This is a genomic window from Glacieibacterium arshaanense, from assembly GCF_004681125.1.
Classification (GTDB): domain Bacteria; phylum Pseudomonadota; class Alphaproteobacteria; order Sphingomonadales; family Sphingomonadaceae; genus Polymorphobacter_A; species Polymorphobacter_A arshaanense.
In genome coordinates this window covers 71,416-97,751 of record NZ_SIHO01000001.1, presented here as the reverse complement: position 1 = coordinate 97,751, position 26,336 = coordinate 71,416, and the positions used below count along the sequence as shown (strand labels likewise).

The window sequence follows — 26,336 nt, the reverse complement described above, 5'->3', positions numbered from 1 at the left end:
GCATCAGACCGCGACGAAGCGGTCGACGGTGCCCACGCGTTCGCGCGCCACCAGATTGCGCGCTTCGAGCCAATGCAGATGCGCCAATGCCTCGCCGCTCGCCATCATCACTTCGCGCTCGCCGACCGGGCGGCGGAACAGGATCGGAAACGTCTCGAACACGCTGCGCGGCTCGCTGCAGAAATCCGCCAGCTTGTCGAGCTTGTCCATGTGGTCATCGCGTAGTTGCGCCAGCCGCACGTGCAGCCGTTCGAAGGGTTCGTTGTGCGCCGGCAGCACGCGCAAGCCGGCATCGAGACCTTCAAGCTTTTCGATCGATTCGAGCCAGTCACGCAGCGGGTTGCCGCGCGGCTCGCCGGGATAGACCGAGACGTTCGAGGTGATGCGCGGCAGCACCTGGTCGCCGGCGATCATCAACCCGGCCTCGTCGCAGACCAGACACGAATGTTCGGGGCTGTGGCCGCGCCCCGTCACGACGCGCCAGTCGCGGCCGCCGATCTTGAGCACGTCACCATCCTCGATGCGGATGAAGCCGGTCGGCAGCGGCGACACGCCGAGCGAGAAATGTCCCCAGCTATGCTTGGCAAACGCCGCCAGCCGCTCGTCGGGCCAGCCGGCGCGCGTGTAAAATTCGACGACATCGGCGGGCGGCACCGGATGCGTCTCAAGGATCAGCGTCTTCGCCAGCAAATATTCGGTGCGCGCGATTTCGAGCGGAATCTGCCACTTCTTGCACAGCCAGCCGGCCAGCCCGAGGTGGTCGGGGTGGTAGTGGGTAACGATAACGCGCTTGACCGGGCGGCCTTTCAGCGGGCCATCGAACGCTGCACGCCACAGCGCCTTGCCGGCGGTGGTCTGCACGCCGGTATCGACAATCGCCCAGCCGTCGCCATCCTCGAGTACCCACAGGTTGATGTGATCGAGCGCGAACGGAATCGGCATGCGCAACCAGAACACGCCCGGCGCCACTTCGAGCAGATTACCGCCTTCGGGGACATGGCGCCCGAACGGGTAGTGCAGGCCGCGCAGGTCATCGGGTTCGATGGGCGCGCTGGCGAGGCTGACGTCGGACATGCAGGCTTCTCCGGTTTCGGAGCGACCTTAGGTTGACGTTTACGTGAAGTCGAGGGGTAGGAAGCTCGTATCTTCCCCTCTTCCCTTGCGGGAGAGGGCTACTCGCGCGTTATGCACGGCGGGGTGAGAGGTGCCCTGAAAAGAAAGAAGACCTGTGCAAGCGATTTAGTCGGGTGCCATATAGAGCCCAGCTTCGGTCTCAGAAACGATATTACCCCATTCAATTGGCTTGAAAGGTTCGTCGAAATGATAGGGAAACCATTTCTGTTGCTTCACGCTCCAAACTTCATGTGGAAAGCTGCGTGAAGGCCCGCGAAAAATCGCGTTCTCCTGTTCGATGAAAACCCAATTACCTTTATCAATGATCATTAGCTTGCCATCTTGCGCCATAGAGCGTCGTGGCAAAGCCACGCCGTCGGACGGGTTCGGGCGGTTAGTCCGCCCGCCCCGCCGGCCGGCCTTGCGCGAGTCCGCGCGTAAGGCAAAATTCGCGAAGGGCGAATTTCGACTTACGCGCTGGCCGCGCTAGCGGCGAAACAGTGCATCGCCCTGCTGCTGCGCCGTACCCAACTCGGTCGGCGGCGCACCATGCTCGGCGATATGCGCCGCAGCGACACGTTCGGCCTGCAGCTGTTCGATCAGCTGCGCCCGCTCGCCGGCGATCTTGCCGTCGTCGGGGCTGGCGACGATGCCGGCCTTTTTCGCCGCCGCCGCGACCAGTGCATCGAGCTCGCGCTGCGCGCACAGGCCGAGCGTGACGGGATCCTTCGGCTGGATGTTGGCGATGTTCCAGTGGCTCTTGTCGCGGATCGTGGCGATCGTCGACTTGGTGGTGCCGATGATGCGCGAAATCTGGCCGTCGGTGATTTCGGGGTGGTTGCGGATGATCCACGCGATGCCGTCGGGCTTGTCCTGGCGCTTGCTGACCGGCGTGTAGCGCGGGCCCTTGGTGCGGCGCTCCTGCTCGGGCTGCTTCTCAAGGCGCAGGCGCGCATCGGGGTCGGCAGCGCAGCGATCGATTTCGGCCTGAGTCAGTTCGTTGGCGCGGATCGGGTCGCGGCCTGACAGCTTGGTCGCGGCGGTGTCATCGGCGATCGCCTGGATTTCGAGGATGTGCAGACCGCAGAAAGCAGCAATCTGTTCGAAGGTCAGCGCCGAGTTGTCGACCAGCCAGGCGGCGGTCGCGTGCGGCATCAGCGGCGTAAGTTGAGCGGACATTTTGACTAACCTTGGGTTTCAGACATAGAAAGAGCCGCCCCGGTCGGGACGGCTGTGCTGGCCATGATGTAGGCTTATTGCGTCCGCCAATCAAGCACCGCAGCTTAATCCGTGCTCAACACGATCTTGCCGACATGCGTCCCGGCTTCCATGCGGCGGTGCGCATCGGCGGCCTGTGCCAGCGGCAGAACGCAATCGGTCACCGCGCGCAGCCGCGTCTGCGCAAACAGTGGCCAGACCCTGGCTTCCAGCTCGGCCGCCACCGCTGCCTTGAACGCCACCGGGCGTGGTCGCAGCATCGAGCCGGTAATCACCAGCCGTTTGCGCATCACCGCGGTGAAATCGACTTCCGCACGCGGCCCGCGCTGGAACGCGATCGAGACATGGCGCCCGTCATCCGCGAGGCTGGCGATATTCTTCGGGATATAATCGCCCCCGACCATGTCGAGCACGATATCGACGCCGCGCCCCGCCGTCAGCGTCGCCACCTCGGCAGCAAAGTCCTGCGTCTTGTAGTTGATTGCATGGTCAGCGCCGAGCGCCAGTGCCGACGCGCATTTTTCGTCGCTGCCTGCGGTCACGATGACCGTCAGCCCGAACGCCTTGGCGAGCAGGATCGCCGTGACACCGATGCCCGAGGTGCCGCCGTGGACCAGCACGCTCTCGCCGGCCTTCGCCGCGCCGCGCTGGAAAAGGTTCGACCAGACGGTAAAATAGGTTTCGGGCAGCCCCGCCGCATCGGCAAAGCTCAACCCCGCCGGCACCGGCAGGCACTGACCGCCCGGCGCGACGCAATATTCCGCATAGCCGCCGCCTGCGACCAGCGCGCAGACCTTATCGCCGACCTGCCAGCGCGGCGTGTCCGCCCCCACCGCAACAATCTCGCCGGCAATTTCCAGTCCCATGATCGTCGGCGTGCCCGGCGGCATCGGATACAGCCCGAGCCGCTGCAGCACGTCGGGACGGTTGACGCCGGCGGCAGCAACACGCACCAGCACCTCGCCCGGCCCCGGCTGCGGCACTGGCCGCGACACCGGCACCAGCACTTCGGGTCCACCGGCTGCGGCGGGATCAATGGCGGTCATGGTCGTGGGAATGTTGCTCATGGCGCTGATATTGACTCTGCCGCCGCCAAGGTCAAATCTCGGCTCATGGACATCGACGATCTCGAACCGCGCAAGCGCGACGACGCGCTTGCTGCGTTGATGCGGCAGGATCTCGATCCGCTGTCGGTGGCCGAGCTCGACGAGCGCGTCGAGCGACTCGAAGCCGAAATCGCCCGCACCAAGGCCAAGCGCGACGCCGCGAGCAAGTTCCGGTCCGCCGCCGACGACCTCTTTCGCCGCAAGTGACGCATTCCGCCTCCCGCAGTCGGGAGAGTGGAAGTTGCGACAACAAGCCCCTTGCACTTGCTTTACGTTAACGTAAGGTAGCCCCAAACCAAGCCTTGGGGAATGACAGCATGAACTTCGACTTTTCCGACGACGCCAAAACCATGCGCGAATCGGCGCGCAAGTTTCTCGATGCCAACGCCGGCCCCGCCATCGCCCGCAAATCGATGAACGGCACCGCCACCTATGACGCCGATTTGTGGAAGGCCGTCATCGACCTCGGCTGGACCGCAGCGCGCGTGCCCGAAGAATTCGGCGGCGTCGGCCTGACGGCTGAAGAATCCTGTGTCCTCGCCGAAGAAGCCGGCCGCAGCCTCGCCCCCATCCCGCTGACCTCGGTCCTTGCCGCCACCGAAGCGCTGCTGCGCGCCGGCAGCAAGGAACAGCAGGCGCGCTGGTTGCCCGGCATCGCCGAAGGCAAGGTCATCGCCTGCGTCGGCTGGGGTGAAGGCAATGCCGCCTCGCCGTCGACCGCCGCACTGACCGTCAAGGACGGCAAGGCCAGCGGCGTCAAGCTGCCGATCGCCGACCTGCTCGGCGCCCAGCTCGCCATCATCACCGCCAACGGCCCCAAGGGCGTGCAGCTTTACCTGGTCGATCTCGGCGGTGCCGGCGTCAAGACCGAGCTCGTCGAAACGCTCGACCTGGTGCGCCGTTCGGGCAAGCTGACGCTCGACAACGCCGCCGTCGAAGCGCTCGGCGATCCCGACGCCTATCAGGACTGGCTCGACCGCGCCGCCATTCTCGCGGCGTTCGAAGCGCTCGGCACCACCGCCGCGTCGATGGACATGACCGTCGCCTATGCCAAGGATCGCGTCGCCTTCGGGCAGCGCATCGGCCGTTATCAGGGCGTCAAGCACAAGTGCGCCGACATGTACATCAAGCTCGAACTGGCGCGCGCGCATGCGCTGCACGGCGCCTGGGCGATGGGCGCCGACGCCGGCGAACTGCGACAGGCTGCGTCAGCAGCGCGCGTTGCCAGCCTCGATGCACTCAGCTTTACTGCAGAAGAGACGGTGCAGCTGCACGGCGGCATCGGCTTCACGTGGGAGAGCGACTGCCAGTTCTACTACCGCCGCAACCGCCAGCTCGCTTCGGCACTCGGCAGCAGCGCGTGGTGGGCCGACCGGCTGGTGCGCGCGCTCGAACGCCGCAACGCCGCTTAAGACATTCATAGAAGGACACACCGTCATGGACTTCAACGATACCGCACCCGAAGCCGAATACCGCGCCAAGGCGCGCGCCTGGCTGGAAGCCAACATCGGCGAATATCGCGAACCGACCGAATTCGGGCGCGGCCACGCCGATTTCGTCCGCCATTCAAAGATTTGGCAGAAGAAGAAGTATGACGCCGGCTACACCGGCATCACCTGGCCCAAGTCGATGGGCGGCCAGGGCCTCGGCCCGATGAACTCGATCATTTACAACCAGGAAGAAAGCCGCTTCCACGCCCCGACCGGGCTCTATGCCATCGGCCTCGGCATGTGCATCCCGACGGTCTTCTCGCATGGCACCCCCGAACTCATCGAGCGCTATGTCGCCAAGGCGCTGTCGGGCGTCGAAGTCTGGTGCCAGCTGTTTTCCGAACCCATCGCCGGGTCGGACCTTGCCGGCATCCGCACCAAGGCTGTCAAGGACGGCGACACCTGGACGATCGACGGCCAGAAGGTGTGGACGACCAACGCGCATCTTTCGGACTTCGGCATCATCGTCTGCCGCACCGATCCGTCGAAGCCCAAGCACAAGGGCCTGACGATGTTCATCGTCGACATGCACGCGCCGGGCGTCGAAGCCCGTCCGCTCAAGCAGATGTCGGGCGGCGCCGACTTCAACGAAGTCTTCTTCACCAACGTCAAGGTCCATGACAGCCACCGCGTCGGCGCCGAAGGCGACGGCTGGAAGGTCGCGTTGACGACACTGATGAACGAGCGCCTCGCCGTCGGCGGCAAGCCAAGCCACGCGCCCGGCTACAAGACGCTGATGACGCTCGCTGCCGGCATCCAGACCGACAACGGTCCGGCCATCTCCCAGTCGACGGTCCGTGAACGCATCGCGTCGACCTATATCGCCGATGAAGGCATCAAGCTGACGCAGATGCGCGCGCAATCGGCATTGTCGCGTGGTGAAATGCCCGGACCGGAGCAGTCGATCTCGAAGGTCGTCGTCGCCAAGACGATGCAGGACCTCGCCTCGTTCGCGATGGACCTCAACCAGTCGAGCGGCGTCGTCACCGACGGCAGCAACCCCGAACTCAACCGTTTGCAGGGCAGCTACATGGCGTCCGCCGGGCTGCGCATCGCCGGTGGTACCGACGAAATCCTGCGCAACATCATCGCCGAGCGCGTGCTCGGGCTGCCCGGCGACATGCGGCCGGACAAGGATACGCCGTATAACGAAATCAAGGCGATGTAAGGAACTTGAGGGCCTCCGGCGGGCAGGGGTGACCCCTGCACCCGGATTTTGGACGGTGACAGAACAACCAGCGCAGATTGGTTGCACCGCCCCAAACTAATGGGTGCAGGCCTCAGGCCTGCCCGCCGGAGGCTCTAAAACAACCGGGGGGATTCCATGCGCCACATCGTGTTCGCTGCCGCGCTATGCGCCGCCACACCAACGCTCGCCGCCACCGATTGCGCCGGGCTGGCCAAGCTGGCGCTCCCCAATGTCACCATCACCGCAGCGACCGAAGTAGCGCCTGACACCGGCATTTCGGTCAAGGACGCGCCCAACCCCGTCAAGCTGCCGTTCGCGGTCTGCAAGGTCGAAGCGACGGCGCGCCCGACCAGCGATTCGGATATCCGGCTGGCGGTGCTGATCCCTGTCGGTGAGGCGTGGAACGGCAAGTTCGTGCAGGTCGGCAACGGCGGCTTTGCCGGGCGGATTCCCTGGGGCACGATGCTGCTCGGGCTATCGCGCGGCTATGCGGTCGCGGGCACCGATGACGGCCACCAGAGCGACGACGGCACCGATGCGAGCTGGGCGCTGGGCCATCCCGAAAAGGTCACCGACTTCGGCTGGCGCGCGGTCAAGACCACCACCGACACCGCAAAGTCCATCGTCGCGGCGTACGGCAAGGCAGCCAAGCGCAACTATTTCTTCGGCTGTTCGGACGGCGGCCGCGAGGCGCTGATGACCGCGCAGCGCTATCCGGCGGACTTCGACGGCATCGTCGCGGGCGCACCGGCGTGGGCGTGGACGCGGATGCAGGGCGTCAGCGGACTGGCGACGAAGGCATTGGTCAAGCCCGGCGGCAATCTGCCCCCGGGCAAGCTACCGGCGCTGCAAGCTGCAGCGCTGAAGGCGTGCGGCCATGGCAAAACCTATATCGCCGACCCGCAGGCGTGCCGCTTTGATCCGGTTGTGCTGCAATGCACCGGCACTGAGACCGACGCTTGCCTGACGGCGAAGCAGGTCGCGGTGGTGCGCTCGATCTACAATGGCCGCCGCGATGTCGTGACCGGCGGCACCATGCCGGGGCTAAAGCCCGGCGCCGAAGCCGGTGCCAACAGCTGGGCGGCATGGGGCGTGGCCTCCCCCGACGGTGACACCAGCCGCGCCACCGGCAGCGGCTTTGCGTGGAACCACTTTGCCTATCTTGTGAAGAAGGACTCCAAGTTCGATCTGCGCAACCTGACCGATGCCGACGTCATCGCCGGTGCCAAAGAATGGGCGGCAACGCTCGACGCATCATCGCCCGACCTGTCGGCCTTCAAGGCGCGCGGCGGCAAGCTTATCGGCTATCACGGTTGGAACGATCCGGCGATCCCGCCGGGGCTGAGCCTTGAGTATCTGGCCAATGTCCGCAAGGCGATAGGGCCGACCGACGATTTCTACCGCATCTTCATGGTGCCCGGCATGCTGCATTGCCGTGGCGGTGATGCGCCGGTGAACGTCGACTGGTTCGCGCTGCTCGACACCTGGGTCGAAACCGGCGTTGCCCCCGCAACCGTGACGGCAGCCGGCGGCGGCGCGACGCAGGTGCTGAACTACCAGAAGTAACACCCGCTTGATCCTCCCCGCCTTCGGGGAGGGGGAGGATTAGGGGCTCGCGCTAGCTGGCTGGACAGGTCAGCGCAGGTGCGGCAGCCAGCTCGGCGGCAGCCTTTTTGACATCGGCCTGATACGCCGGGGTCGCGGCGATGCGATCATAGACCGCGACCGCGAGGATCTTGCCGCCGGCGACGTCGCTCGTCCAATGGACGCGGCAGTCGATGCGGTGCTGGCCGACGTCGGCGCCCCATTCACGCAATGCGGTCGCCTTGGCGGGAGCGGCATCGCCAAGCACCAACGCGATCAGCCAGCCGATTCCCGAATGACCGCTGGGGTAGCTGGGACCGAGCTTGGCACCCTCACCCTTGGCGACCTTCGGGTCGCACGCCGGGCCGTCATCGGTGGTGAACGGCCGCGGCCGCATATATTTGTCCTTCGCGACATTCATCGGCGGCACGAAATCGGTAAACGACCGGAACAGCAGGCCCAGCGTCGCCGGCGTCGTCTCGCGTGACAGCTTGACCCCCATCGCGCACGCCAGCGTGCCGATGAACTGCGCATCGGGCGGCGAAAGTTGCGTCTGTGCCGCCTTCCATGCGGGCCCATCGATGCCGAGCGCGCTCGCGGCATAGGTCGCACGGTCCGCGACGTCGCCAGCGGAGTTGGGCGCGGGCGGCGGCGGCAGCAGCTTGAGGATGTCGACCGGCGGCTGGCCAGCGAGATAGCCCGGCGGCATCTTGGGCGCTTCGGCGGCGGTCAGCTTCGCCGAGGATTCGGGCGGCGGCGCCGGCGTCTTGGCGACAGCGCCAGTCGCAAGCAGCAGCAATGGCAAGGCATAGGCTATCCGCATTTTCGTCTCCCCTTGGCCGGCAAGCCCCGCCGGTTGTTGCCGTTATCCTAGCATCGGCTTCACGATTGCAAAGCGGCGAGTTGGGTTATCCCCGACGCAATTGCCGCACTGCATTCAGCCCCCTTGATTGTTGCGCGTTGCAGGGTGACATTGTGGGGGCCGGTCGGAGTCCCTTGGCCGGCGAGATTAGGAGACGTCCATGCCCGCTTTCACGCGCGAGCTTGAACACACGCTGCACAATGCGCTGGCCGAAGCGAGCAAGCGTCACCATGAATATGCGACGCTCGAACATCTGCTGCTGGCACTGGTGGCCGACACGCATGCGCATGCGGTGATGAAGGCCTGCGGTGCCGACACCGAAGAGCTGGCGGCGCAGCTGTCGAATTACCTCGACACCGAGCTGTCGGCGCTCAAGGCCGATGCCAGTGTCGACCCCTCGCCCACCGCCGGATTCCAGCGGGTTATCCAGCGCGCCATCCTGCACGTCCAGTCGTCGGGCCGCGAGGAAGTCACCGGCGCCAATGTGCTGGTCGCGCTGTTTTCCGAACGCGAGAGCCACGCCGTCTATTTCCTGCAGCAGCAGGACATGTCGCGCCTCGACGCGGTCAGCTTCATCAGCCACGGCATCGCCAAGACCGGCGCGTCCGAACCGCGCGCCGTCAAGGGCGCTGCCGAGCCGACGCCCGAGCCCGAAGCCAAGGATGCCAAGGGCGGCAAGCCGACCGAATCGGCGCTGAAGCAGTTCACCGTTAACCTCAACGAAAAGGCCAAGCTGGGCAAAGTCGATCCGCTGATCGGCCGCAGCAGCGAAGTCGATCGCACCATCCAGATTCTGTGCCGGCGGTCGAAGAACAACCCGCTGTATGTCGGTGACCCCGGCGTCGGCAAAACCGCGATTGCCGAGGGGCTGGCGCGCAAGATCGTCGAGGGCCAGGTCCCCGACGTGCTGCTGCCCGCCGTCATCTACAGCCTCGACATGGGCGCGCTGCTCGCCGGCACGCGCTACCGCGGCGACTTTGAAGAGCGCCTCAAGAACGTCGTCAACGAGCTCGAAAAACTGCCGCATGCGGTGCTGTTCATCGATGAAATCCACACCGTCATCGGTGCGGGCGCGACCAGCGGCGGTGCGATGGATGCGTCCAATCTGCTCAAGCCGGCACTGTCATCGGGCGCCATCCGCTGCATCGGTTCGACGACCTACAAGGAGTTCCGCAACCACTTCGAAAAGGACCGCGCGCTGCTGCGGCGCTTCCAGAAGATCGACGTCAACGAACCGACGATCGAGGACAGCATCGCCATCCTGATGGGCCTCAAGCCGAGCTACGAGGAGCACCACAAGCTCAAATACACGCCCGAAGCCATCAAGGCCGCGGTCGAGCTGTCGGCGCGCTACATCAACGACCGCAAGCTGCCCGACAAGGCGATCGACGTCATCGACGAAACCGGCGCATCGCAGATGCTGGTGCCGCTCGCCAAGCGCAAGAAGGTCATCGGCGTCAAGGAAGTCGAGGCCGTCATCGCGACGATGGCGCGGATCCCGCCCAAAAGCGTCTCGACCGACGACAAAAAGGCGCTCGGCACGCTGGAGGCCGACCTCAAGCGCGTGGTGTTCGGGCAGGACAAGGCAATCGAGCGTGTGGCGAGCGCCATCAAGCTCAGCCGCGCCGGCCTGCGCGAACCCAACAAGCCGATCGGCAACTATCTGTTCTCCGGCCCGACCGGCGTCGGCAAAACTGAAGTCGCGCGCCAGCTCGCGACCATCCTCGGCATCCCGCTGACGCGCTTCGATATGTCGGAATATATGGAACGCCACAGCGTCTCGCGGCTGATCGGTGCGCCGCCGGGCTATGTCGGTTTCGACCAGGGCGGCTTGCTCACCGATGCCGTCGACCAGAACCCGCACGGCGTGCTGCTGCTCGATGAAATCGAAAAGGCCCACCCCGACCTGTTCAACATCCTGTTGCAGGTGATGGACAACGGCAAGCTGACCGACCACCATGGCAAGACCGTCGATTTCCGCAACGTCATCCTGATCATGACGACCAATGCCGGGGCCAGCGACATGGCGCGCGAAGGCGTCGGGTTCGGCTCGATCACCCGCGAGGGCGAGGACGAGGAGGCGATCAAGAAGATGTTCACCCCCGAGTTCCGCAACCGTCTCGATGCGATCGTGCCGTTCGACTATCTGCCGCCGGCGGTGATCATGCGCGTCATCGACAAGTTCGTGCTCGGGCTCGAAATGCAGCTCGCCGACCGCGACGTCCATATCGCGCTGACCGACGAGGCCAAGACCTGGCTGATCGAGCGCGGCTACGACAAGCTGTTCGGGGCACGTCCGCTCGGCCGCCTGATCCAGGAAAAGATCAAGCAGCCGCTCGCCGAGGAACTACTGTTCGGCAAGCTGGTGCACGGCGGCGAAGTCCGTGTCCACGTCAAGGATGCCGACACGCCCGACGCCACGCTGGCGTTCGAAATCGTCCCCGGCGTCGCCAAGGCCAAGCGCAAGAGCAAGCCCAAGGCCGGCAAGGCGGGCACGGCGTCGTCCGAAAGTCCGGCGAGCGCCTGAACCGTAGACGCAAGCCCGCCGGAGGTTCAGTGAAGGGCCTCCGGCGGGCAGGCGTGACGCCTGCACCCGATTGAAGAATTTATGCCGAATCGTGAGCGTTCACGGCAGCCCGCGGCGTTCGTCGAAGCAGAAATGCTGTTGGTCAGCGCGGTTTGACGCTGGTCGTAACGCCACCGACACTCATCGACTTCGTCGCGACAGACATGCCCCCCAAGCGCAGAAAGGCTGTGCGGCTCCCCCCGCCGCAGCCCCGAACCCCTTGGGAGAATTGACATGATGTTTCGCACCCCCCTCATTGCCGCTGCGCTGATCGCGCTGCCGATGTTCGCCACCGCTGCCGCCGCGCAGCAGACCGTCAGCGGCAAGATCAGCTACGCCGATCTCGATCTCGGCACACCCGCCGGTCGTGCCGCGCTCGAAACCCGCGTCGATGCAACAATCGCGCAGCTGACGGCGCCCGAAGACTACCGCGACCTCAAGCAGCTCCAGCAGTCAGCGCAGATGTCGGCAGCGATGCATGCAGCGGCAACGGCGCAACTCGCGCCGGTGCTGGCCCGCGCAGAAACCAGTGGTGGCGGCGTTGCCACCGGTGCGTTGCGCAAATAGCGCGCGCGCACCGCAGCAAGGGCCGGCAACCTTCGCGGTTGCCGGCCCTTTGTCCTTTTATCCCTTGGACGTCCGGTCCCTACCCGCGCAGCGCCCGCGCCGCATCGAGGTAGGTCCGGCCGATTGGCACCTGCACACCATCGCCCAGCACCGCCACCCAGCTGCCACCGGGGTCGCGTTTCAGCGCCGCGATGCAGTCGCGCCGCACAATAGTCGACCGGTGCAGTCGGATGAACACCGCCGGATCAAGCCGGCGCTCCAGTTCGATGATCGTCGTGTGCAGCAGGTACGACCGCGCACCGACATGCAGCCGCATATAGTCGCGCTCGGCTTCGATGCGCTCGATATCGGCCGCGGCAATGCGGCTGATCTCGCCGCGGTTCGGCACCCAGAATTCCTGCGTCCATGGCGCTGCCGCCTGCGGTGCTGCGGCACGCGCCGCCAGCGCCCGGCCGACGGCGCGCTCCAGCCGTTCGGGGTCGATCGGCTTGAGCAGATAATCGACTGCCGCAACATCGAACGCCGCCACCGCATAGCTGTCGAACGCCGTCACGAAAATCACCAGCGGCGGCGCCGGTGTCGCACCCAGCTGCCGCGCCAGCTCGATCCCCGACAGCCCCGGCATGGCAATGTCGAGCAGCAGCAACTCGGGCGCCAGCGCCGCGATCATCCGCAGCGCCGACGCCGCATCATGCGCGCTGCCGACGATGTGCAGCGCCGGCAGCCGCGCCGCGAGGATCTGCAGCCGCTCGATGGCGAGCGGCTCGTCATCGACCAGCAGCGTGCGGATCGGCGCGTCAGGCACCGACCCGCGCGTCCATCTGCTGCCCGTCGATCGCCAGCGGTAGCCACAGGCTTGCACGGTAGCCGCCGCCCGGCAGCGGGCCGGCCTCGCAGCGCGCGCGGTCGCCGTAGCGCGCCGCCAGCCGGTCGCAGACGTTGCGCCAGCCGACGCCGCCGCACGGCACGGTGCCGGGGTTGTTGCCGTCATCCTCGACCGTAATATGCAACCGCACGCCCTCGGCGCGGGCGCGGATGGTCAACGTCACCGGCCGCTGCGTCGGCGCGACGCCGTGCTTGATGGCATTCTCCACCAGCGGCTGCAGGATCAGGCCGGGCACGCGCACATCGGCGACGCTGTCGGGCACATCGATAATGCTGATCAGCCGCGCTGGAAAGCGCACGGCCTCGATCCCCAGATAGAGTTTCTGCAGCGCGATCTCGTCGGCGAGCGGCACATCGGCAGCGGGGTCGCCGCTCAGGCTCGACCGGAAGAAATTCGCGAGGTTGATGATCATCGCCTCGGCATCGGCATTGCGGCCGGCCAGCACCAGCGATGACAGCGAGTTGAGCGTATTGAACAGGAAGTGCGGATTGACCTGATAGCGCAGCGCGCGCAGCTCGGCGGTCTGCGCCTCGGCACGGTAGCGCGCCATCAGCCGCTCGGCGTGGCGGACGCGCTCGGCATTGGCCAGCGCAATCCACAGGATGCCCCAGGCAACAATGAAAAAGTACCAGTTGAGCGCCGCCTCGGCGATGAGCATGAACGGCGAGACGTGCTTATCCGGATATTTGGCGATTTCGGCGAGCGTCGATTCGGCCGGACTGACAATGTAGAACGCCGTGAAGTTGATCGCCGCATACGCCAGCGACAGCGGCACCGCGCCGACCAGCACAGTCGCCACCAGTCGCCGCAACGGCCAATTCTCAACACGCCGCAACAGCAAATAGAACAGCGCTGTCAGCCCGATGCCGAACAGCGACACCACTGTACGCCGGCCAAGCATATCGAGTTCGCCAGGGCCTTCATGAAACGCCGCTGTGCGCACCGTATTGATGACGAAGTAGAACGCCCAGAAGCCGAGGATCGATGCCAGCGCGACGCGCGGCGGCACCCGGAACGGCGCGGTTTGGGGTGGACTAGCCATGCCCCTTCTTACCAGCATTGGCGGTGCTGTAACCCATGCCGCAGGTCGTCGGTCGAACCGCCACGGCGGTTGGTCGAACGCCGGCGGCGAACTGGCCCGGCGCACGTTAATCCGGCGACAGGCACCGACAATCGCGACGGGCGCCACCAACGGGGGAAAGACACCGCCGATGCTATCGCCCAACACCTTCGCCTTTGGCGCGCTCGCCGCGCTGGTGCTGCTCGCCAGCCAGGACGGCGCGCGGCTCAGCTTGGCGTTCGAAGACCGCGCCGACCCCAACCCGCGCCAGTTCGCGCTCGCAGCCAAGGCCGCCGGCATGGGGTTGCAGTTGGTCATTTCATGGACCGAACGCGACGCGCGCAAATTTTCGCTCGCCCGCTAGTCCTACTCGCCAGTGTCACGCGGTTGCGCTAGCTTCCACGGCGAACAGCGGGAGACTTGCCATGACCAAGCCAGCGACGATCACCCAGTCAATGATCGACCTCTACGACCGGTTCACCCATCATGACCTTGACCGCCGCGCGCTGATGTCGGGGCTGACGCGGCTGGCCGGAAGCGCCGCCACTGCCGCAGCACTGTTGCCGCTGATCGAGGCCTCTGCGTCAGCCGCCAGCCTGACCCCCGACAATGACCCGCGCGTGGTTTCCGAAATGCTCGAATGGCCCGGCGCCAATGGCCATGTCATGCGCGGCTATCACGTCCGCCCGGCGAACACTGCAAAGCGCCTGCCCGCGATCATGGTCATCCACGAAAACCGCGGGCTGACGGCGCATATCAAGGATATCGCGCGGCGCATGGCGCTCGAAGGCTTCGACGTGCTGGCGCCCGATTTCCTGTCGCCGGCCGGTGGCACGCCCGTCGCCGCCGACACCACCCCCGAAGCGATTTCGGCTGCCGAAGACAAGGCGCGCGCGATGATCGGCGCGCTCGACCGGCCCGCGACGGTCGCCGATGCGGTGGCGACGCTGGCGTTCCACAAGGGCCTCAAGACCACCACCGGCAAGGCCGGCGCGGTCGGCTTCTGCTGGGGTGGCGGCATGGTCAACGCACTGGCGATTGCCGCCGGCGACGCGCTCAAGGCCGGCGTCGCCTATTACGGCCCGGTGCCCGCCGACCTGACGCAGGTCAGCAAGATCAAGGCGGCAATGCTGCTGCACTACGCCGGGCTCGACGAGCGCATCAACGCCGGCATCGCGGGCTACGAAGCCGCGCTAAAGGCGGCGGGCGTGACCTATGCGGCGTTCGTCTATGACGGTGTCAACCACGCCTTCAACAACGACACATCGGCGGCGCGCTACAACAAGGCCGCCGCCGATCTGGCCTGGGCACGCACCGTCGACTGGTTCAAGAAGCACGTGCGCTAGCCGCCCGCCAGCCGGTCGCCGATATCCCCCACCCGCACCGCGTTCTGCAGCCGCTCTGGCAGCTCCGACGCGGCCTCGTAGAAGCTGAACACATAGGCCAGCACCGCGTAGATTGTGCCCGCGGTTACCCCCGGCATCGCCGTCAGTCGCAGCAGCACCGCCACCGTCAAGCCGATGGCGGCCAGCTCGATGATCCCCCAGGCGGTCGCCTCGCTGTCCGAAATCCGCACCTGCCACCAGCGCAGCCGCAGGAAATGCCGGCGCACCGCCGCCAGCGGTGACCGCGCGACAATCCGCACCTCGTTCTCATAGCGGTCATTGAGCCCGGCGTTGAGCCGGCCGGCGCGCCGCGTGAACCAGCCGCTCGCCGCCAGCATCGGCACCAGCGCCGCCAGCGCCATCGCGCCGACCGTCACGTCATAGGCGAACAGCATCACCACCGCGCCGATGCTCTTCACCAGCACCTGCGCCACCGCCGGAATCTCGTGCTGCAGGAAATCGGTCAGCTCGCGCGACAGCGAGATCCGGCCGACAATGACGTTGTCAGACGCTTCGCCGGCACGCAGCCCGCGCACCACGTCGGTCGCCATCTCGGCATATATCGCCGTAAACACCCGCGTATCGTACAAATGCCGCCCCAAACCGACCACCAGATGCGCCAGCCACAGCGCAATCAGCGGCGCCATCCGCTCCGGCTTGCCCGCCAGTAACCCGTCGATCGCCAGCCCGATGGTGAACGGATACAGCAGGTCCGCCAGATTCTCGACCAGCACCAGCACATAGGTCAGCGCCAGCCGCGCGCGGTTGCTGCCGCCGACACCGGCGAGCAGGCGCCAACCGGGAGATGGGGATTTGATGACCATTCAAAGGGCCTCCGGCGGGCAGGCCTGAGGCCTGCACCCAACTATTGCGCCGGTGCATCATGCGCGATGTCGGCTGCAAATTCACCGCCCAATATTCGGGTGCAGGGCCAAGGCCCTGCCCGCCGGAGGCTCTTCGCACAAAAAAGACCCGGTGGTTTCCCACCGGGCCTTTCGCATTCTGGAAGCTGCCGCGGCTTAGTTGCGGCTGTTGCCCATGAAGCGCAGCAGGAACATGAACATGTTGATGAAGTCGAGGTACAGCGTCAGCGCGCCCATCACGACGGCCTTGCCTTCGAAATCGCTGCCGGCGACCTGGTCGTACATGTTCTTGATCTTCTGCGTGTCATACACCGTCAGGCCGGCGAACAGGAACACGCCGATGATCGAGATGCCGAGCGACAGCGCGCTCGACTTGAAGAAAAAGTTGCCGATCATCGCGACGATGATGCCGACGAGGCCCATCATCAGGAACTTGCCCATGCCCGATAGGTCGCGCTTGGTGGTGTAGCCGTACAGGCTGAGCGAGGCGAAGCCTGCGGCGGTAGCGAAGAACGTCGTGGCGATCGAGCTGCCCGTGTAAATCAGGAAGATCGTCGACATCGAAACGCCCATGATGCCGGCATAGGCCCAGAACAGCGCCTTGGCGGCACCTTCCGACAGCTTGTTGATGCCGAAGCTCAGCACCATCACCATGGCGAGCGGCGACAGCATGGCCACCCAGCCGAGCAGCGAGGTCTGGCCCGTCTCCGGGTTGAACAGCTTCGCCACCAGGCCGCTCTGCGCGACAAACAGCGCGACGAGGCCGGTGAGCAGCACGCCGCTCGCCATGTAGTTGTAAACCGAAAGCATATAAGACCGCAGCCCGGCGTCAAAGCTGGCCGCGTCAACGGAACGGCCTGCCTGCGCCGAAAAAGCGGAACGCGGGTCGAACTGGTTTGCCATCTCAATCTCCATCACGCCGGCAAGAGTGCCAGCCGTGCCGCCAATATCGGCGTTATCGGAGCGGGTTTCAAGCGGCGTTGGTGTCGCAGAAGTTTGGCGAGAAAAAGAGCCTCCGGCGGGCAGGGGTGACCCCTGCACCCAATTGAAGAGCGCCAATCAAATGGGTGCAGGGGTCACCCCTGCCCGCCGGAGGCCCTTCAACTCCTCGTCAGAGCGTGCGCAGCACCTCGCTAGGTCGCGCCGCCAAAGCGCGCCAGCTGCCGGCGAGGCCCAACAACACGGTGACGAGGCCGCCGACCAGCACGGTGGCGATGACGGGGGGCCAGGACGGGGCCCAGCTGAGTTTGAGGACGTTGACGACGACGAACCAGCCGGCGAGTGAGCCGAGCGCCAGCGCGAGGAGCGCGACGATGGCGGCGAGTGCGCCATATTCGATGAGGGTGGCGCGGATGATCTGGCCTCGGGTGGCGCCCAGCACCTTGAGCAGCACGGCGTCATAGGTGCGGGCGCGGCGGCTGGCGGCGAGTGCGCCGATGAGCACGGCGATGCCGGCGGCGACGGTGACCGACGCGGCGGCGCGGATGGCGACCGACATCTGGCCGAGCAACTCGCCGACCTGCCCCAGCACATCACGGACGCGGACGAGCGAGGCGGTCGGGTAGGCGCTGGTGATAGCGGCCGACAGTGCGCGTTCGTGGACGGGGGTGGCGGCGACGGTGGCCATCCAGGTGTGCGGCGCGTTTTCCAGTGTGCCCGGCGCGAACAGGATGGCGAAGTTGAAGCCGAGCGTGCCCCAATCGATAGCGCGCAGGCTGGCGATTTTCGCAGGGATTTCGACGCCGAGCACCGAGACGGTCAACGTGTCGCCGACCTTGAGCCCGAGCGCAGTGGCGGCGGCTTCATCGAGCGAGATCAGCGGCGGGCCGGCGTAGTTGGCGGGCCACCATTTGCCGGCGACGAGCTTGTTGTCGGCGGGCAGGACGGCGGCATAGCTGAGGCCGCGGTCGCCGCGCAGGATCCACGCGTCGTCCGGGATGTTCTTCATGGACGAAACTGGCACGCCGTTGACCGCGGTGACCGGGCCGCGCAGGCTGGGGACGGTGCGCAAGGCGGCGCCGGGGGCATTTTTGGCGACGATGGCGCGGAATTCATCGATGCGGTCGCTGGGGATATCGAGGACGAAGAAGCTCGGCGCGCGGTCGGGGAGCGACTTGTTGATCTGCCCCGACAGGTTGGTTTCAATGACGCTGAGCGTCGCGAACAAGGTCAGCCCGAGCCCGAGCGCCACCACCAGCTGCCGCGTAAGTGCGCCGGGGCGGTGGAGGTTGCCGAGCGCGAGGCGCGCCAGCGGGGTTTTGGGGCGCGGGGCGCGCGCGGCGAGTGCGCGGATGCCGGCCGCAAGCGCGGTGAGCAGGCCGAGCAGCACGGTTGCGGCGCCGACGAAGCCGAGCGCGAACAGGCGGTCGTTGGCTTGCCCCACGGCGAGCGCGATGATGATGACGATGGCAATCGCGATGATGCCGATGACGCTGAAGACCGGCACGTTGCGCACTTCGACGGCGTCACGGAACAGCTTGGCGGCGGGCATCGCGGTGGCTTGAGCGAGCGGCCACAGCGCGAACGCCACGGCGATCAGCATGCCGTAAGCGGCACCGCTGAGCAGCGGCGCGGCGTAAAGTCTGAGCACCGGCGGCACCGGCATCGCGTCGGCGGCAAGCTGCACCACCGCCCATGGCACCAGCGCGCCGATGGCCGCACCGATGACGACTGACACCAGCGCGACGAGGCCGATCTGGAAAAGGTACGATCGGAAGATCAGCGCGGATTCGGCGCCGATGCTTTTCAAGGTGGCGATGGTGTTCGACTTGCTGTCGAGATAGCTGGCGACGCCGTTGCCGACGCCGACACCCGCGACCACCAGCGCGGTCAGCCCGACCAGCGTCAAGAACTGGCCGAGGCGTTCGATGAACCGCCGCGCACCGGGGGCGCCGTCGCTGCGGTCCTGGACGCGCCAGCCGGCATCGGGGAAAGCGGATTCGAGGGTCTTGATGACCGGCGCGGTGGCCTGACCATCGGGCAATCGGATGCGGTAGTTGGCCCGATAAAGACTGCCGGGTTCGAGCAGGCCAGTGGCGGCGAGGTCATCGAGACGCAGGATGAGCGCCGGGCCGAAGCCGAGCCCCTCGCCGGCGCGGTCGGGTTCGTCGGCAATGGTGCCGGCGACGCGGAAAGCACGGTTGCCGAGCGTTAGCGTGTCGCCGGCCTTGAGCGCGAGGCGGTCGGCGAGTGCAGGGGCGACCGCGACGCTGCCGGGGGCGAGCGGCACGCCGCCCTGGATGGCGAAGTTACCGTAAAGCGGATAGGCAGCGTCGACCGCCTTGACCTCGGCGATGGTGGAGTCGGCGCCCTTCCCTGCCATACCGCGCAGCCGCAGCACTTCGCTGACCGCGCCGGTTTTCGCGAACGCGGCGCGTTCAGCGGGCGTGGCGCTGCGCTGCGTCATGGCGATTTCGATGTCACCGCCGAGGATGAGCTGGCCGCGGTCGGAAATGCCGGTGGTGATCGCGTCGGACAGGCTGCCGACGCCGGCGAGTGCGGCGACCCCGAGCACGAGGCAGACGGCGAGCAGCCGCAGTCCCGATAGTCCGCCGCGCAATTCGCGCAACGCCATGCGTAACGCGAGCATCAGGCGGTGACCGCAGCGTTAGCGCTGTCGTGGACGATCTTGCCGTCGCGCATTTCGATGATGCGGTCGCATTGCGCCGCGAGTTCGGGGTCGTGGGTGATCAACACCAGCGTCGCGGCGCCCGCGCGCACCTTGGCGAACATCAGCTCGACGATGGCGCCGCCGGTGGCAGCATCGAGGTTGCCGGTGGGTTCATCGGCGAACAACAGGATCGGGCCAGGGGCAGTGGCGCGTGCCAAGGCGACGCGCTGCTGCTCGCCGCCCGAAAGCTGGGCGGGATAGTGGCTGAGGCGGTGGCCGAGGCCGACGGCTTCGAGCTCGGCGCGGGCGCGGGTGAAGGGATCGGCGTGGCCGGCGAGTTCGAGCGGCACCGCGACATTTTCGAGCGCGGTCATCGTCGGGATCAGGTGGAACGCCTGCAGCACGATGCCGATGCGGCCGCGTCGGGCGCGCGCCAGTCCGTCTTCGTCGAGCTTGGTGAAATCATTGCCGGCGACCTGAACCTGTCCCGATGTGGCGCGTTCCAGCCCCGACAAGATAGCCATCAGCGACGATTTGCCCGATCCCGAAGGCCCGAGAATTGCAACACTTTCGCCGCTGCGCACACGCAAATCGACGCCGCGCAGGATATCGACCGCCGCCTCGCCGCGCCCCAGTCGGAGCGTGACATTGGCGGCATCAATGACGATAGTATCGACAGGCTTGTGCATGGAGGTTCCGGAAGCAAAGTGACGCGGTGGCTGCAATCATATGGGCGTATGCGTCCGCTTTACCAGTTGGCGCTGCTGCTGTTGGTGGTTTTGGTGTCGCAGGCGGTGAACGCCGCGCCGAAGCTGGTGTTGGGCTTCGGCGACAGCCTGATGGCCGGCTACCAGCTCAAGCCTGCCGAAAGCTTCCCGGCGCAGCTGCAGGTGGCGCTGGACAAGGCCGGGCGTGATGTGACCGTCAAGAATGCCGGCGTATCGGGCGATACCTCGACGGCGGGGCGGGCGCGGCTGAACTGGGTGCTGGCGGGGCTGGGCGCCAAACCCGACCTCGTCATCCTTGAACTCGGCGCCAATGACATGCTGCGCGGCCAGGATCCGGCCATCACCCGCGCCAACCTCGATGCAATGCTGACCGAACTCGGCAAGCGCAAGATTCCGGTGATTTTGGCGGGCATGCGCGCGTCGCCCAACCTCGGCGCGGCGTACACCAAGCCGTTCGATGCGATGTACGCGGCACTCGCGGCGAAGCACAAAGTCCGGCTGTATCCATTCTTCCTCGACGGCGTGGCGGCGACGCCCAAGCTGCAACTCGCCGACGGCATGCACCCCAACGCCGCGGGCGTCGCGGTGATCGTCAAGCGCATCCTGCCGACGGTCGAGGCGGCGCTGGGACCGAAATAATGCACCGGCTGTTCGTCGCGCTCGAACTGCCGGTGGCAGTGCGCGACGTGCTGCTCGCCGCCATGGGCGGCGTCGCCGGCGCGCGCTGGCAAACCGACGACCAGCTCCACCTGACGCTGCGTTTCATCGGCGAGGTCGACCGCCACCGCGCGCAGGACATCGCCGCCGCACTGGGCCAGGTCCGCGGCGTACCGTTCACACTGGCACTCGGCGCCCCCGGCAGCTTCGACACACGCGGCATCATCGACAATCTGTGGATCGGCGTCACCCCGCAGGACGCCATCAAGGCACTCAACCAGCGCATCGAACAGGCGCTGGCACGCGTCGGCATCGCCCCCGAAGCACGCGCCTTTCTCCCGCACATCACGCTGGCGCGGCTGAACCGCAGCGCCGGCGCCATCGACGGCTTTCTGGCCCGCGTGCTGCCGGCGACGACGTTCGAAGTGGCCAGCTTTGCGCTGTATGAGTCGACGTTGGGCGGCGGCGGCTCGAATTACGAGATCGTTGAAAGATATCGGCTTTAGACGAAGGTTAAGGGCCTCCGGCGGGCAGGCCTTGGGCCTGCACCAATAGTTTGGCGGCGCGTCACAATGACCGATGCCGGTTATGATGGCACCGGTCCAAACCAATGGTGCAGGCCCAAGGCCTGCCCGCCGGAGGCTCTTCACGCTTGCCCGCTTCCCGAAGCCCTTCGACCCTGCTAGCGATGCGAGCAAGACGCAACAAAGCGCCAACCTCGGGGAACATCATGAACGCCAGCACGACCGCACCACCGGCCGATTCGAACATGCCCCCTGTTGGCGGCACCTACGCCCGCTATGTGCTGTTCGTGCTGGTGCTGGTCTATATGGTCAATTTCATCGACCGGTCGATCCTGTCGATCCTGGCCGAGGACATCAAGCGCGACCTCAAGCTGTCCGACGCCGAAATCGGGTTTCTGTACGGCACCGCGTTTGCGGTGTTTTATTCGCTGTTTGGGATCCCGCTCGGGCGGTTGGCGGATAACTGGGTGCGGACGCGGCTGCTCAGCATCGGGCTGGCGATCTGGTCGACGATGACCGCGCTGTCGGGGTTTTCGAACAATTTCGTCCACCTCAGCGCGGCGCGCGTCGGCGTCGGCATCGGTGAAGCGACTGCGTCGCCGTCGGCGTTCTCGATGCTGTCGGACTGGTTCCCCAAGGAGCGCCGCGCCACGGCGCTCGCGGTCTATTCGTCGGGGCTGTACATCGGCGCCGGCGTTTCGCTGCTGATCGGCGCGGTTGTCGTCAAGACGTGGAACGGCTGGTACCCCGGCGGCGGCCCGATGGGGCTGGTTGGCTGGCAGGCGGCGTTCCTCGCGGTCGGTTTCCCCGGGCTGCTGTTGTCGGTGTGGGTGGCGACGCTCAAGGAGCCGATCCGCGGCCGTGCCGACGGCCTGCCGCCGCCGCTGCCGACCCCGGATATCTGGAAGCGCTTTTACCATGACCTGTCGAGCGTGCTGCCGCCGCTGACGTTCTTCCATGTCGCGCAGTTCGGCCCGCGCGTGCTGCTGACCAACATCGCCATTGCCGGCGGCTTCAGCGCGCTGGCTGCAGTGATGATCGCGGTGACCGGCGACGTGCCGCAATGGGTGGCGATCTGCCTCGGCGGCTATGCCGTCTCCAGCTGGTCGCAGTCGCTGCGCCAGCGCGACAAGCCGACCTTCGCCCTGATCTGGGGCACGCCGACGTTCGTGTTCGCGCTGGTCGGCTTCGGGCTGATGAGCTTCGTCGGTTATGCTGCGGGTTTCTGGGCGGTGCCCTACGCAATGCGCACCTTTGTCGCGCCGATGGAGGCATCGGGCCTGCCGGTGCCATTCTACGCGACCACCGGCTTTGTCGCACTGGCGCTCGGCGGCATGGGCGCCGCGGGCGGCTTCATCGGCGTCGTCGTTGGCGGCTGGCTGTCGGACATCGCCAAGCGCCGCAACCCCGGTGGCCGCATCATCGTGGTCAGTCTGGCGACGCTGCTGCCGCTGCCGCTGTTCCTGGTGATGTTCACCACCACATCGCTCGCGACGTTCCTGCTGTGCAACATCCCGCTGACCATCCTCGCCAGCGTCTATCCGGGGATTGCCGCCGCGACGACGCAGGACCTGGTGCTGCCGCGCATGCGCGGCGCCGCGACCGCGACCTATTTCATCGGCACGACGCTGATCGGGCTGGGCCTCGGGCCGTATTTCGCCGGTGCGGTGTCGAAGGTCACCGGCTCGCTGGCGACGGGCATCCTGTCGCTGCTGGTCGTGGTGCCGGTGACGATGGTGTGCATGTATTTCGTCTATCGCCGGCTGCCGCTTGCCGAAGCGACGCGCGTCGAACGCGCCATCGCAGCCGGCGAGCCTGCCTGACCTGTTTCAATCCCCCAAGAAGGAATCCCTTATGAAAATCGAAGACCTGTTCTCGGTCCGCGGCAAGGTCGTGGTCATCACCGGCGGCTCGCGCGGCATCGGCGAAATGATCGCCCGCGCTTATGTCGAAAACGGCGCCAAGGTCTATATCAGCGCCCGCAACGCCGCGGTGTGCGACGGGCTGGCCACCGAGCTATCGAAAATCGGCACCTGCATCTCGATCCCGGCTAACCTCGGCGACATGGCCGACCTGGCGCGCTTTGCCGCCGAAATCGCCGCGCGCGAGCCCAAGGTCCACATCCTGTTCAACAACGCCGGCGCCAGCTGGGGCCAGAGCTTCGACGACTTCACCGAAGCCGGCTGGGACAAGGTCATCGACCTCAACCTCAAATCGGTGTTCTTCCTGACGCAGAAGCTCGTCAAGCAGCTCGCCGCCGCCGCAACCGAGGATGACTGGGCCCGCGTCATCAACATCGGCTCGATCGACGGCATGCACGTGTCGCCATACGAAGCCTATAGCTACAACGCCTCGAAGGCCGGCGTACTGCACATGACGCGGATGATGGCGAAGTTTCTCGCGGCGCGGAACATCGCGGTCAACGCCATCGCACCGGGCTATTTCCCCTCGAAGATGACCGCCGGACTCAACGACGAAATCGTCGACCTGACGATGAGCCAGACGCCGATGCGCCGCAAGGGCAACACCGATGACATGGCGGGCGTCGCGCTGTTCCTCGGCAGCCGCGCCAGCGGCTATCTGTGCGGCTCGACGGTCACCGTCGACGGCGGCTTCGCGACCACGGCCTGAGGCTGGGCTTGCTGCCCAAAAAACGGGCAGTTGCGAGCGAATCGGGCAGGATTTGATGCGAGTCCTGCCCGTTTTCAGGTCGTTGCCGTGGCAGGCGCATTTGGCACGGATTGTGCTTCTCTAGCGGTAGCACGCACGCCTCTCGCCCCCGTCTGCTTCCCGCCGGAGACCCAAGTGAAAAAAATCGAAGCGATCATCAAGCCGTTCAAGCTCGACGAAGTGAAGGAGGCGCTGCACGAAGTCGGTGTCAGCGGCATCACCGTCACCGAAGCCAAGGGTTTCGGGCGCCAGAAGGGCCACACCGAACTTTACCGCGGTGCCGAATATGTCGTCGATTTCCTGCCCAAGGTGCGCCTTGAAGTGGTGGTCGATGACGATCAGGCCGAGCGCGTGATCGAGGCGATTGCCGGGGCTGCGCGCACCGGTCGCATCGGCGACGGCAAGATTTTCATGTCGAATATCGAAACCGCGATGCGCATCCGTACCGGCGAACGCGACAGCGACGCCCTCTAGTTTCCAACCAACCTGTCAAACCAAGCAAGAAGGTTCCCCCGACATGGCCAACAAGCCCAAAGACATCATCGAAATGATCAAGGCGCAGGAGATCGAATGGGTCGATCTGCGTTTCACCGACCCGAAGGGCAAGTGGCAGCATCTGACGATGTGCTCGGTTGTCGTTGACGAAGACCAGCTTTCGGACGGCTTCATGTTCGACGGCAGCTCGATCGCCGGCTGGAAAGCGATCAACGAATCCGACATGATCCTGCAGCCCGACCTCGACGCGGTCTACATCGATCCGTTCTCGGCGACGCCGATGCTGATCCTGATCTGCGACGTCGTCGAACCCTCGACCGGCCAGCTCTACTCGCGCGACCCGCGCTCGACTGCCAAGCGCGGCGAAGCCTATCTCAAGTCGACCGGCATCGGCGACACCGTCTACATCGGGCCGGAAGCCGAATTCTTCGTCTTCGACGATGTGCGCTGGAAGCTCGGCTACAACACCGGCTCGTACGAACTCGACGATATCGAGCTGCCGACCAACACCGGCACCAAGTATGAAGGCGGCAACAAGGGCTTCCGCCCCGGCGTCAAGGGCGGCTACTTCCCCGTCGCCCCCGTCGACAGCTGCGTCGACCTGCGCGGCGAAATGGTCTCGACGATGCTCGAAATGGGCCTGCCCTGCGACAAGCATCACCATGAAGTCGCCGCTGCCCAGCACGAACTCGGCCTGACCTTCGGCACGCTGGTCACCACCGCCGACCGCATGCAGGTCTACAAGTATGTCGTCCACCAGGTCGCTGCCGCCTACGGCAAGACCGCGACGTTCATGCCCAAGCCGATCAAGGACGATAACGGTTCGGGCATGCACACCCACCTGTCGATCTGGGACGGCAAGAAGCCGCTGTTCGCCGGCGACGGCTATGCCGGCCTCAGTGAAATGGCGCTGTACTTCATCGGCGGCATCATCAAGCACGCCAAGGCCTGCAACGCCTTCACCAACCCGTCGACGAACAGCTACAAGCGCCTCGTCCCGGGCTATGAAGCACCGGTGTTGCTCGCCTACTCGGCGCGCAACCGCTCGGCATCGTGCCGTATCCCGTACGGCACCGGTGCCAAGGCCAAGCGCGTCGAAGTGCGCTTCCCCGACGCGATGGCCAATCCCTATCTGTGCTACACCGCACTGTTGATGGCGGGCCTCGACGGCATCGAAAACAAGATCCACCCCGGTCCGGCGATGGACAAGAACCTGTACGATCTGCCGCCGAAGGAACTCAAGAAGGTCCCGACGGTGTGCGGCAGCCTGCGCGAAGCGCTCGGCGCGCTCGACAAGGCGCGTGCGGTCTTCACCAAGGGCGGCGTGTTCACCGACGACCAGATCGACTCGTACATCGAGCTCAAGATGGAAGATGTGGCGCGTTGGGAAATGACCCCGGCGCCGGTTGAGTTTGATATGTACTACAGCGCCTAAGCGGCCAGTGGCGATGGCCGGGATTGCGCTTGCAATCGCGGCCATCGCCACGGACTCGCGTGGCGCCCGGCCGGCGGGGCGGCGGGCCTCCGCCGCCGAACCCGTCCGACGGACGGCTTTGCCGGCCCCTTACTTCCTACCTACCCTCCCCTAAAATTCCCCAAAGCCGCACGAACCCACCCAGGTCCGTGCGGCTTTGCCGTACGGTTGCGCCACGCCCCTAAACCAGCTAGGCGCGACACCATCCCAACACCGTCATCAAAATGGAACGCTAGCCGGCGCACCATCCGCTGCCGCTGTCCCCAAAACCCGTTCCAAGGCCCCCGCC

25 protein-coding genes are annotated in these 26,336 nt (G+C 65.9%); 14 read left to right on the top strand and 11 right to left on the bottom strand.

Annotated elements, in window-relative coordinates:
• Window positions 1-3: 3 nt before the first annotated feature.
• The 4 genes from EUV02_RS00435 to EUV02_RS00420 all read right to left on the bottom strand — a co-directional run bounded on the left by EUV02_RS00435 (window position 4) and on the right by EUV02_RS00420 (window position 3,398).
• Window positions 4-1,074, bottom strand: a complete 1,071-nt coding sequence (locus EUV02_RS00435) for an MBL fold metallo-hydrolase (protein WP_135244273.1) — start codon at window positions 1,072-1,074, stop codon at window positions 4-6.
• 165 nt (window positions 1,075-1,239) lie between these two features.
• On the bottom strand, window positions 1,240-1,443 hold the full coding sequence (locus tag EUV02_RS00430; protein ID WP_135244272.1) for a hypothetical protein: 204 nt from the start codon (window positions 1,441-1,443) through the stop codon (window positions 1,240-1,242).
• A gap of 156 nt (window positions 1,444-1,599) precedes the next feature.
• Window positions 1,600-2,292, bottom strand: coding sequence for a DUF1013 domain-containing protein (locus EUV02_RS00425; RefSeq protein ID WP_243445720.1), 693 nt, complete (start codon window positions 2,290-2,292; stop codon window positions 1,600-1,602).
• 104 nt (window positions 2,293-2,396) lie between these two features.
• Window positions 2,397-3,398: an NAD(P)H-quinone oxidoreductase gene (locus EUV02_RS00420; protein ID WP_135244271.1), complete on the bottom strand. Its 1,002-nt coding sequence runs from the start codon at window positions 3,396-3,398 to the stop codon at window positions 2,397-2,399.
• Between the two features lie 45 nt (window positions 3,399-3,443).
• Between EUV02_RS00420 and EUV02_RS00415 the strand changes: the two genes are divergently transcribed.
• The 4 genes from EUV02_RS00415 to EUV02_RS00400 all read left to right on the top strand — a co-directional run bounded on the left by EUV02_RS00415 (window position 3,444) and on the right by EUV02_RS00400 (window position 7,682).
• Window positions 3,444-3,644, top strand: coding sequence for a DUF1192 domain-containing protein (locus tag EUV02_RS00415; RefSeq protein ID WP_135244270.1), 201 nt, complete (start codon window positions 3,444-3,446; stop codon window positions 3,642-3,644).
• A gap of 110 nt (window positions 3,645-3,754) precedes the next feature.
• Window positions 3,755-4,849, top strand: a complete 1,095-nt coding sequence (locus EUV02_RS00410; protein WP_135244269.1) for an acyl-CoA dehydrogenase family protein — start codon at window positions 3,755-3,757, stop codon at window positions 4,847-4,849.
• 25 nt (window positions 4,850-4,874) lie between these two features.
• On the top strand, window positions 4,875-6,095 hold the full coding sequence (locus tag EUV02_RS00405) for an acyl-CoA dehydrogenase family protein (protein ID WP_135244268.1): 1,221 nt from the start codon (window positions 4,875-4,877) through the stop codon (window positions 6,093-6,095).
• 156 nt (window positions 6,096-6,251) lie between these two features.
• Window positions 6,252-7,682: a tannase/feruloyl esterase family alpha/beta hydrolase gene (locus EUV02_RS00400; RefSeq protein WP_135244267.1), complete on the top strand. Its 1,431-nt coding sequence runs from the start codon at window positions 6,252-6,254 to the stop codon at window positions 7,680-7,682.
• A 52-nt stretch (window positions 7,683-7,734) separates the two neighbouring features.
• Here the strand turns inward: EUV02_RS00400 and EUV02_RS00395 are convergent, their stop codons facing one another.
• Window positions 7,735-8,523, bottom strand: a complete 789-nt coding sequence (locus EUV02_RS00395) for a phosphatase PAP2 family protein (protein WP_135244266.1) — start codon at window positions 8,521-8,523, stop codon at window positions 7,735-7,737.
• A 199-nt stretch (window positions 8,524-8,722) separates the two neighbouring features.
• On the opposite strand from EUV02_RS00395, the gene clpA reads away from it, so the two are divergent.
• A complete protein-coding gene (gene clpA / locus EUV02_RS00390; RefSeq protein ID WP_135244265.1) occupies window positions 8,723-11,089 on the top strand; it encodes an ATP-dependent Clp protease ATP-binding subunit ClpA in 2,367 nt (788 codons plus the stop codon).
• A gap of 273 nt (window positions 11,090-11,362) precedes the next feature.
• A complete protein-coding gene (locus tag EUV02_RS00385) occupies window positions 11,363-11,695 on the top strand; it encodes a UrcA family protein (protein ID WP_135244264.1) in 333 nt (110 codons plus the stop codon).
• A 79-nt stretch (window positions 11,696-11,774) separates the two neighbouring features.
• Here EUV02_RS00385 and EUV02_RS00380 read toward each other — a convergent pair whose 3' ends face one another.
• Together EUV02_RS00380 and EUV02_RS00375 are read right to left on the bottom strand one after the other, a co-directional pair.
• Window positions 11,775-12,500, bottom strand: a complete 726-nt coding sequence (locus EUV02_RS00380; protein ID WP_243445719.1) for a LytR/AlgR family response regulator transcription factor — start codon at window positions 12,498-12,500, stop codon at window positions 11,775-11,777.
• Window positions 12,493-13,623, bottom strand: coding sequence for a sensor histidine kinase (locus EUV02_RS00375; protein WP_135244263.1), 1,131 nt, complete (start codon window positions 13,621-13,623; stop codon window positions 12,493-12,495). The genes EUV02_RS00380 and EUV02_RS00375 overlap by 8 nt, the downstream gene beginning before the upstream one ends.
• Here EUV02_RS00375 and EUV02_RS15570 point away from each other — a divergent pair.
• Together EUV02_RS15570 and EUV02_RS00365 are read left to right on the top strand one after the other, a co-directional pair.
• Entirely contained in the window at window positions 13,622-14,005 is a 384-nt protein-coding gene (locus EUV02_RS15570) for a hypothetical protein (protein WP_166430440.1), read from the top strand. The genes EUV02_RS00375 and EUV02_RS15570 overlap by 2 nt on opposite strands.
• Window positions 14,006-14,066: 61 nt before the next feature.
• The gene (locus EUV02_RS00365; RefSeq protein ID WP_135244261.1) at window positions 14,067-14,987 is read left to right on the top strand and encodes a dienelactone hydrolase family protein; all 921 of its coding nucleotides are present in this window, start codon (window positions 14,067-14,069) and stop codon (window positions 14,985-14,987) included.
• On the opposite strand, the gene EUV02_RS00360 is transcribed toward EUV02_RS00365, so the two are convergent.
• The 4 genes from EUV02_RS00360 to EUV02_RS00345 form a co-directional block, all read right to left on the bottom strand.
• Window positions 14,984-15,850, bottom strand: a complete 867-nt coding sequence (locus tag EUV02_RS00360) for an ABC transporter six-transmembrane domain-containing protein (RefSeq protein ID WP_135244260.1) — start codon at window positions 15,848-15,850, stop codon at window positions 14,984-14,986. The genes EUV02_RS00365 and EUV02_RS00360 overlap by 4 nt on opposite strands.
• A gap of 195 nt (window positions 15,851-16,045) precedes the next feature.
• Complete coding sequence (locus tag EUV02_RS00355; protein ID WP_135244259.1) at window positions 16,046-16,792, bottom strand: Bax inhibitor-1/YccA family protein; 747 nt, start codon at window positions 16,790-16,792, stop codon at window positions 16,046-16,048.
• Window positions 16,793-17,000: 208 nt separating this feature from the next.
• Window positions 17,001-19,478, bottom strand: a complete 2,478-nt coding sequence (locus tag EUV02_RS00350; protein WP_207790072.1) for an ABC transporter permease — start codon at window positions 19,476-19,478, stop codon at window positions 17,001-17,003.
• Window positions 19,478-20,188 (bottom strand): ABC transporter ATP-binding protein, encoded by a 711-nt coding sequence (locus EUV02_RS00345; RefSeq protein WP_135244257.1) that lies wholly within the window; start codon window positions 20,186-20,188, stop codon window positions 19,478-19,480. Before EUV02_RS00345 ends, EUV02_RS00350 begins: the two co-directional genes overlap by 1 nt.
• Before the next feature lie 48 nt (window positions 20,189-20,236).
• On the opposite strand from EUV02_RS00345, the gene EUV02_RS00340 reads away from it, so the two are divergent.
• The 6 genes from EUV02_RS00340 to glnA all read left to right on the top strand — a co-directional run bounded on the left by EUV02_RS00340 (window position 20,237) and on the right by glnA (window position 26,008).
• The gene (locus EUV02_RS00340; RefSeq protein WP_135244256.1) at window positions 20,237-20,866 is read left to right on the top strand and encodes an arylesterase; all 630 of its coding nucleotides are present in this window, start codon (window positions 20,237-20,239) and stop codon (window positions 20,864-20,866) included.
• On the top strand, window positions 20,866-21,390 hold the full coding sequence (thpR, locus tag EUV02_RS00335; RefSeq protein WP_135244255.1) for an RNA 2',3'-cyclic phosphodiesterase: 525 nt from the start codon (window positions 20,866-20,868) through the stop codon (window positions 21,388-21,390). The genes EUV02_RS00340 and thpR overlap by 1 nt, the downstream gene beginning before the upstream one ends.
• Window positions 21,391-21,614: 224 nt before the next feature.
• Window positions 21,615-23,231: an MFS transporter gene (locus EUV02_RS00330; RefSeq protein ID WP_135244254.1), complete on the top strand. Its 1,617-nt coding sequence runs from the start codon at window positions 21,615-21,617 to the stop codon at window positions 23,229-23,231.
• Window positions 23,232-23,262: 31 nt separating this feature from the next.
• Complete coding sequence (locus EUV02_RS00325; protein WP_135244253.1) at window positions 23,263-24,039, top strand: SDR family oxidoreductase; 777 nt, start codon at window positions 23,263-23,265, stop codon at window positions 24,037-24,039.
• A gap of 174 nt (window positions 24,040-24,213) precedes the next feature.
• Complete coding sequence (locus tag EUV02_RS00320; RefSeq protein WP_135244252.1) at window positions 24,214-24,552, top strand: P-II family nitrogen regulator; 339 nt, start codon at window positions 24,214-24,216, stop codon at window positions 24,550-24,552.
• Window positions 24,553-24,595: 43 nt separating this feature from the next.
• Window positions 24,596-26,008 (top strand): type I glutamate--ammonia ligase, encoded by a 1,413-nt coding sequence (gene glnA, locus EUV02_RS00315; protein WP_135244251.1) that lies wholly within the window; start codon window positions 24,596-24,598, stop codon window positions 26,006-26,008.
• Window positions 26,009-26,336 lie beyond the last annotated feature (328 nt).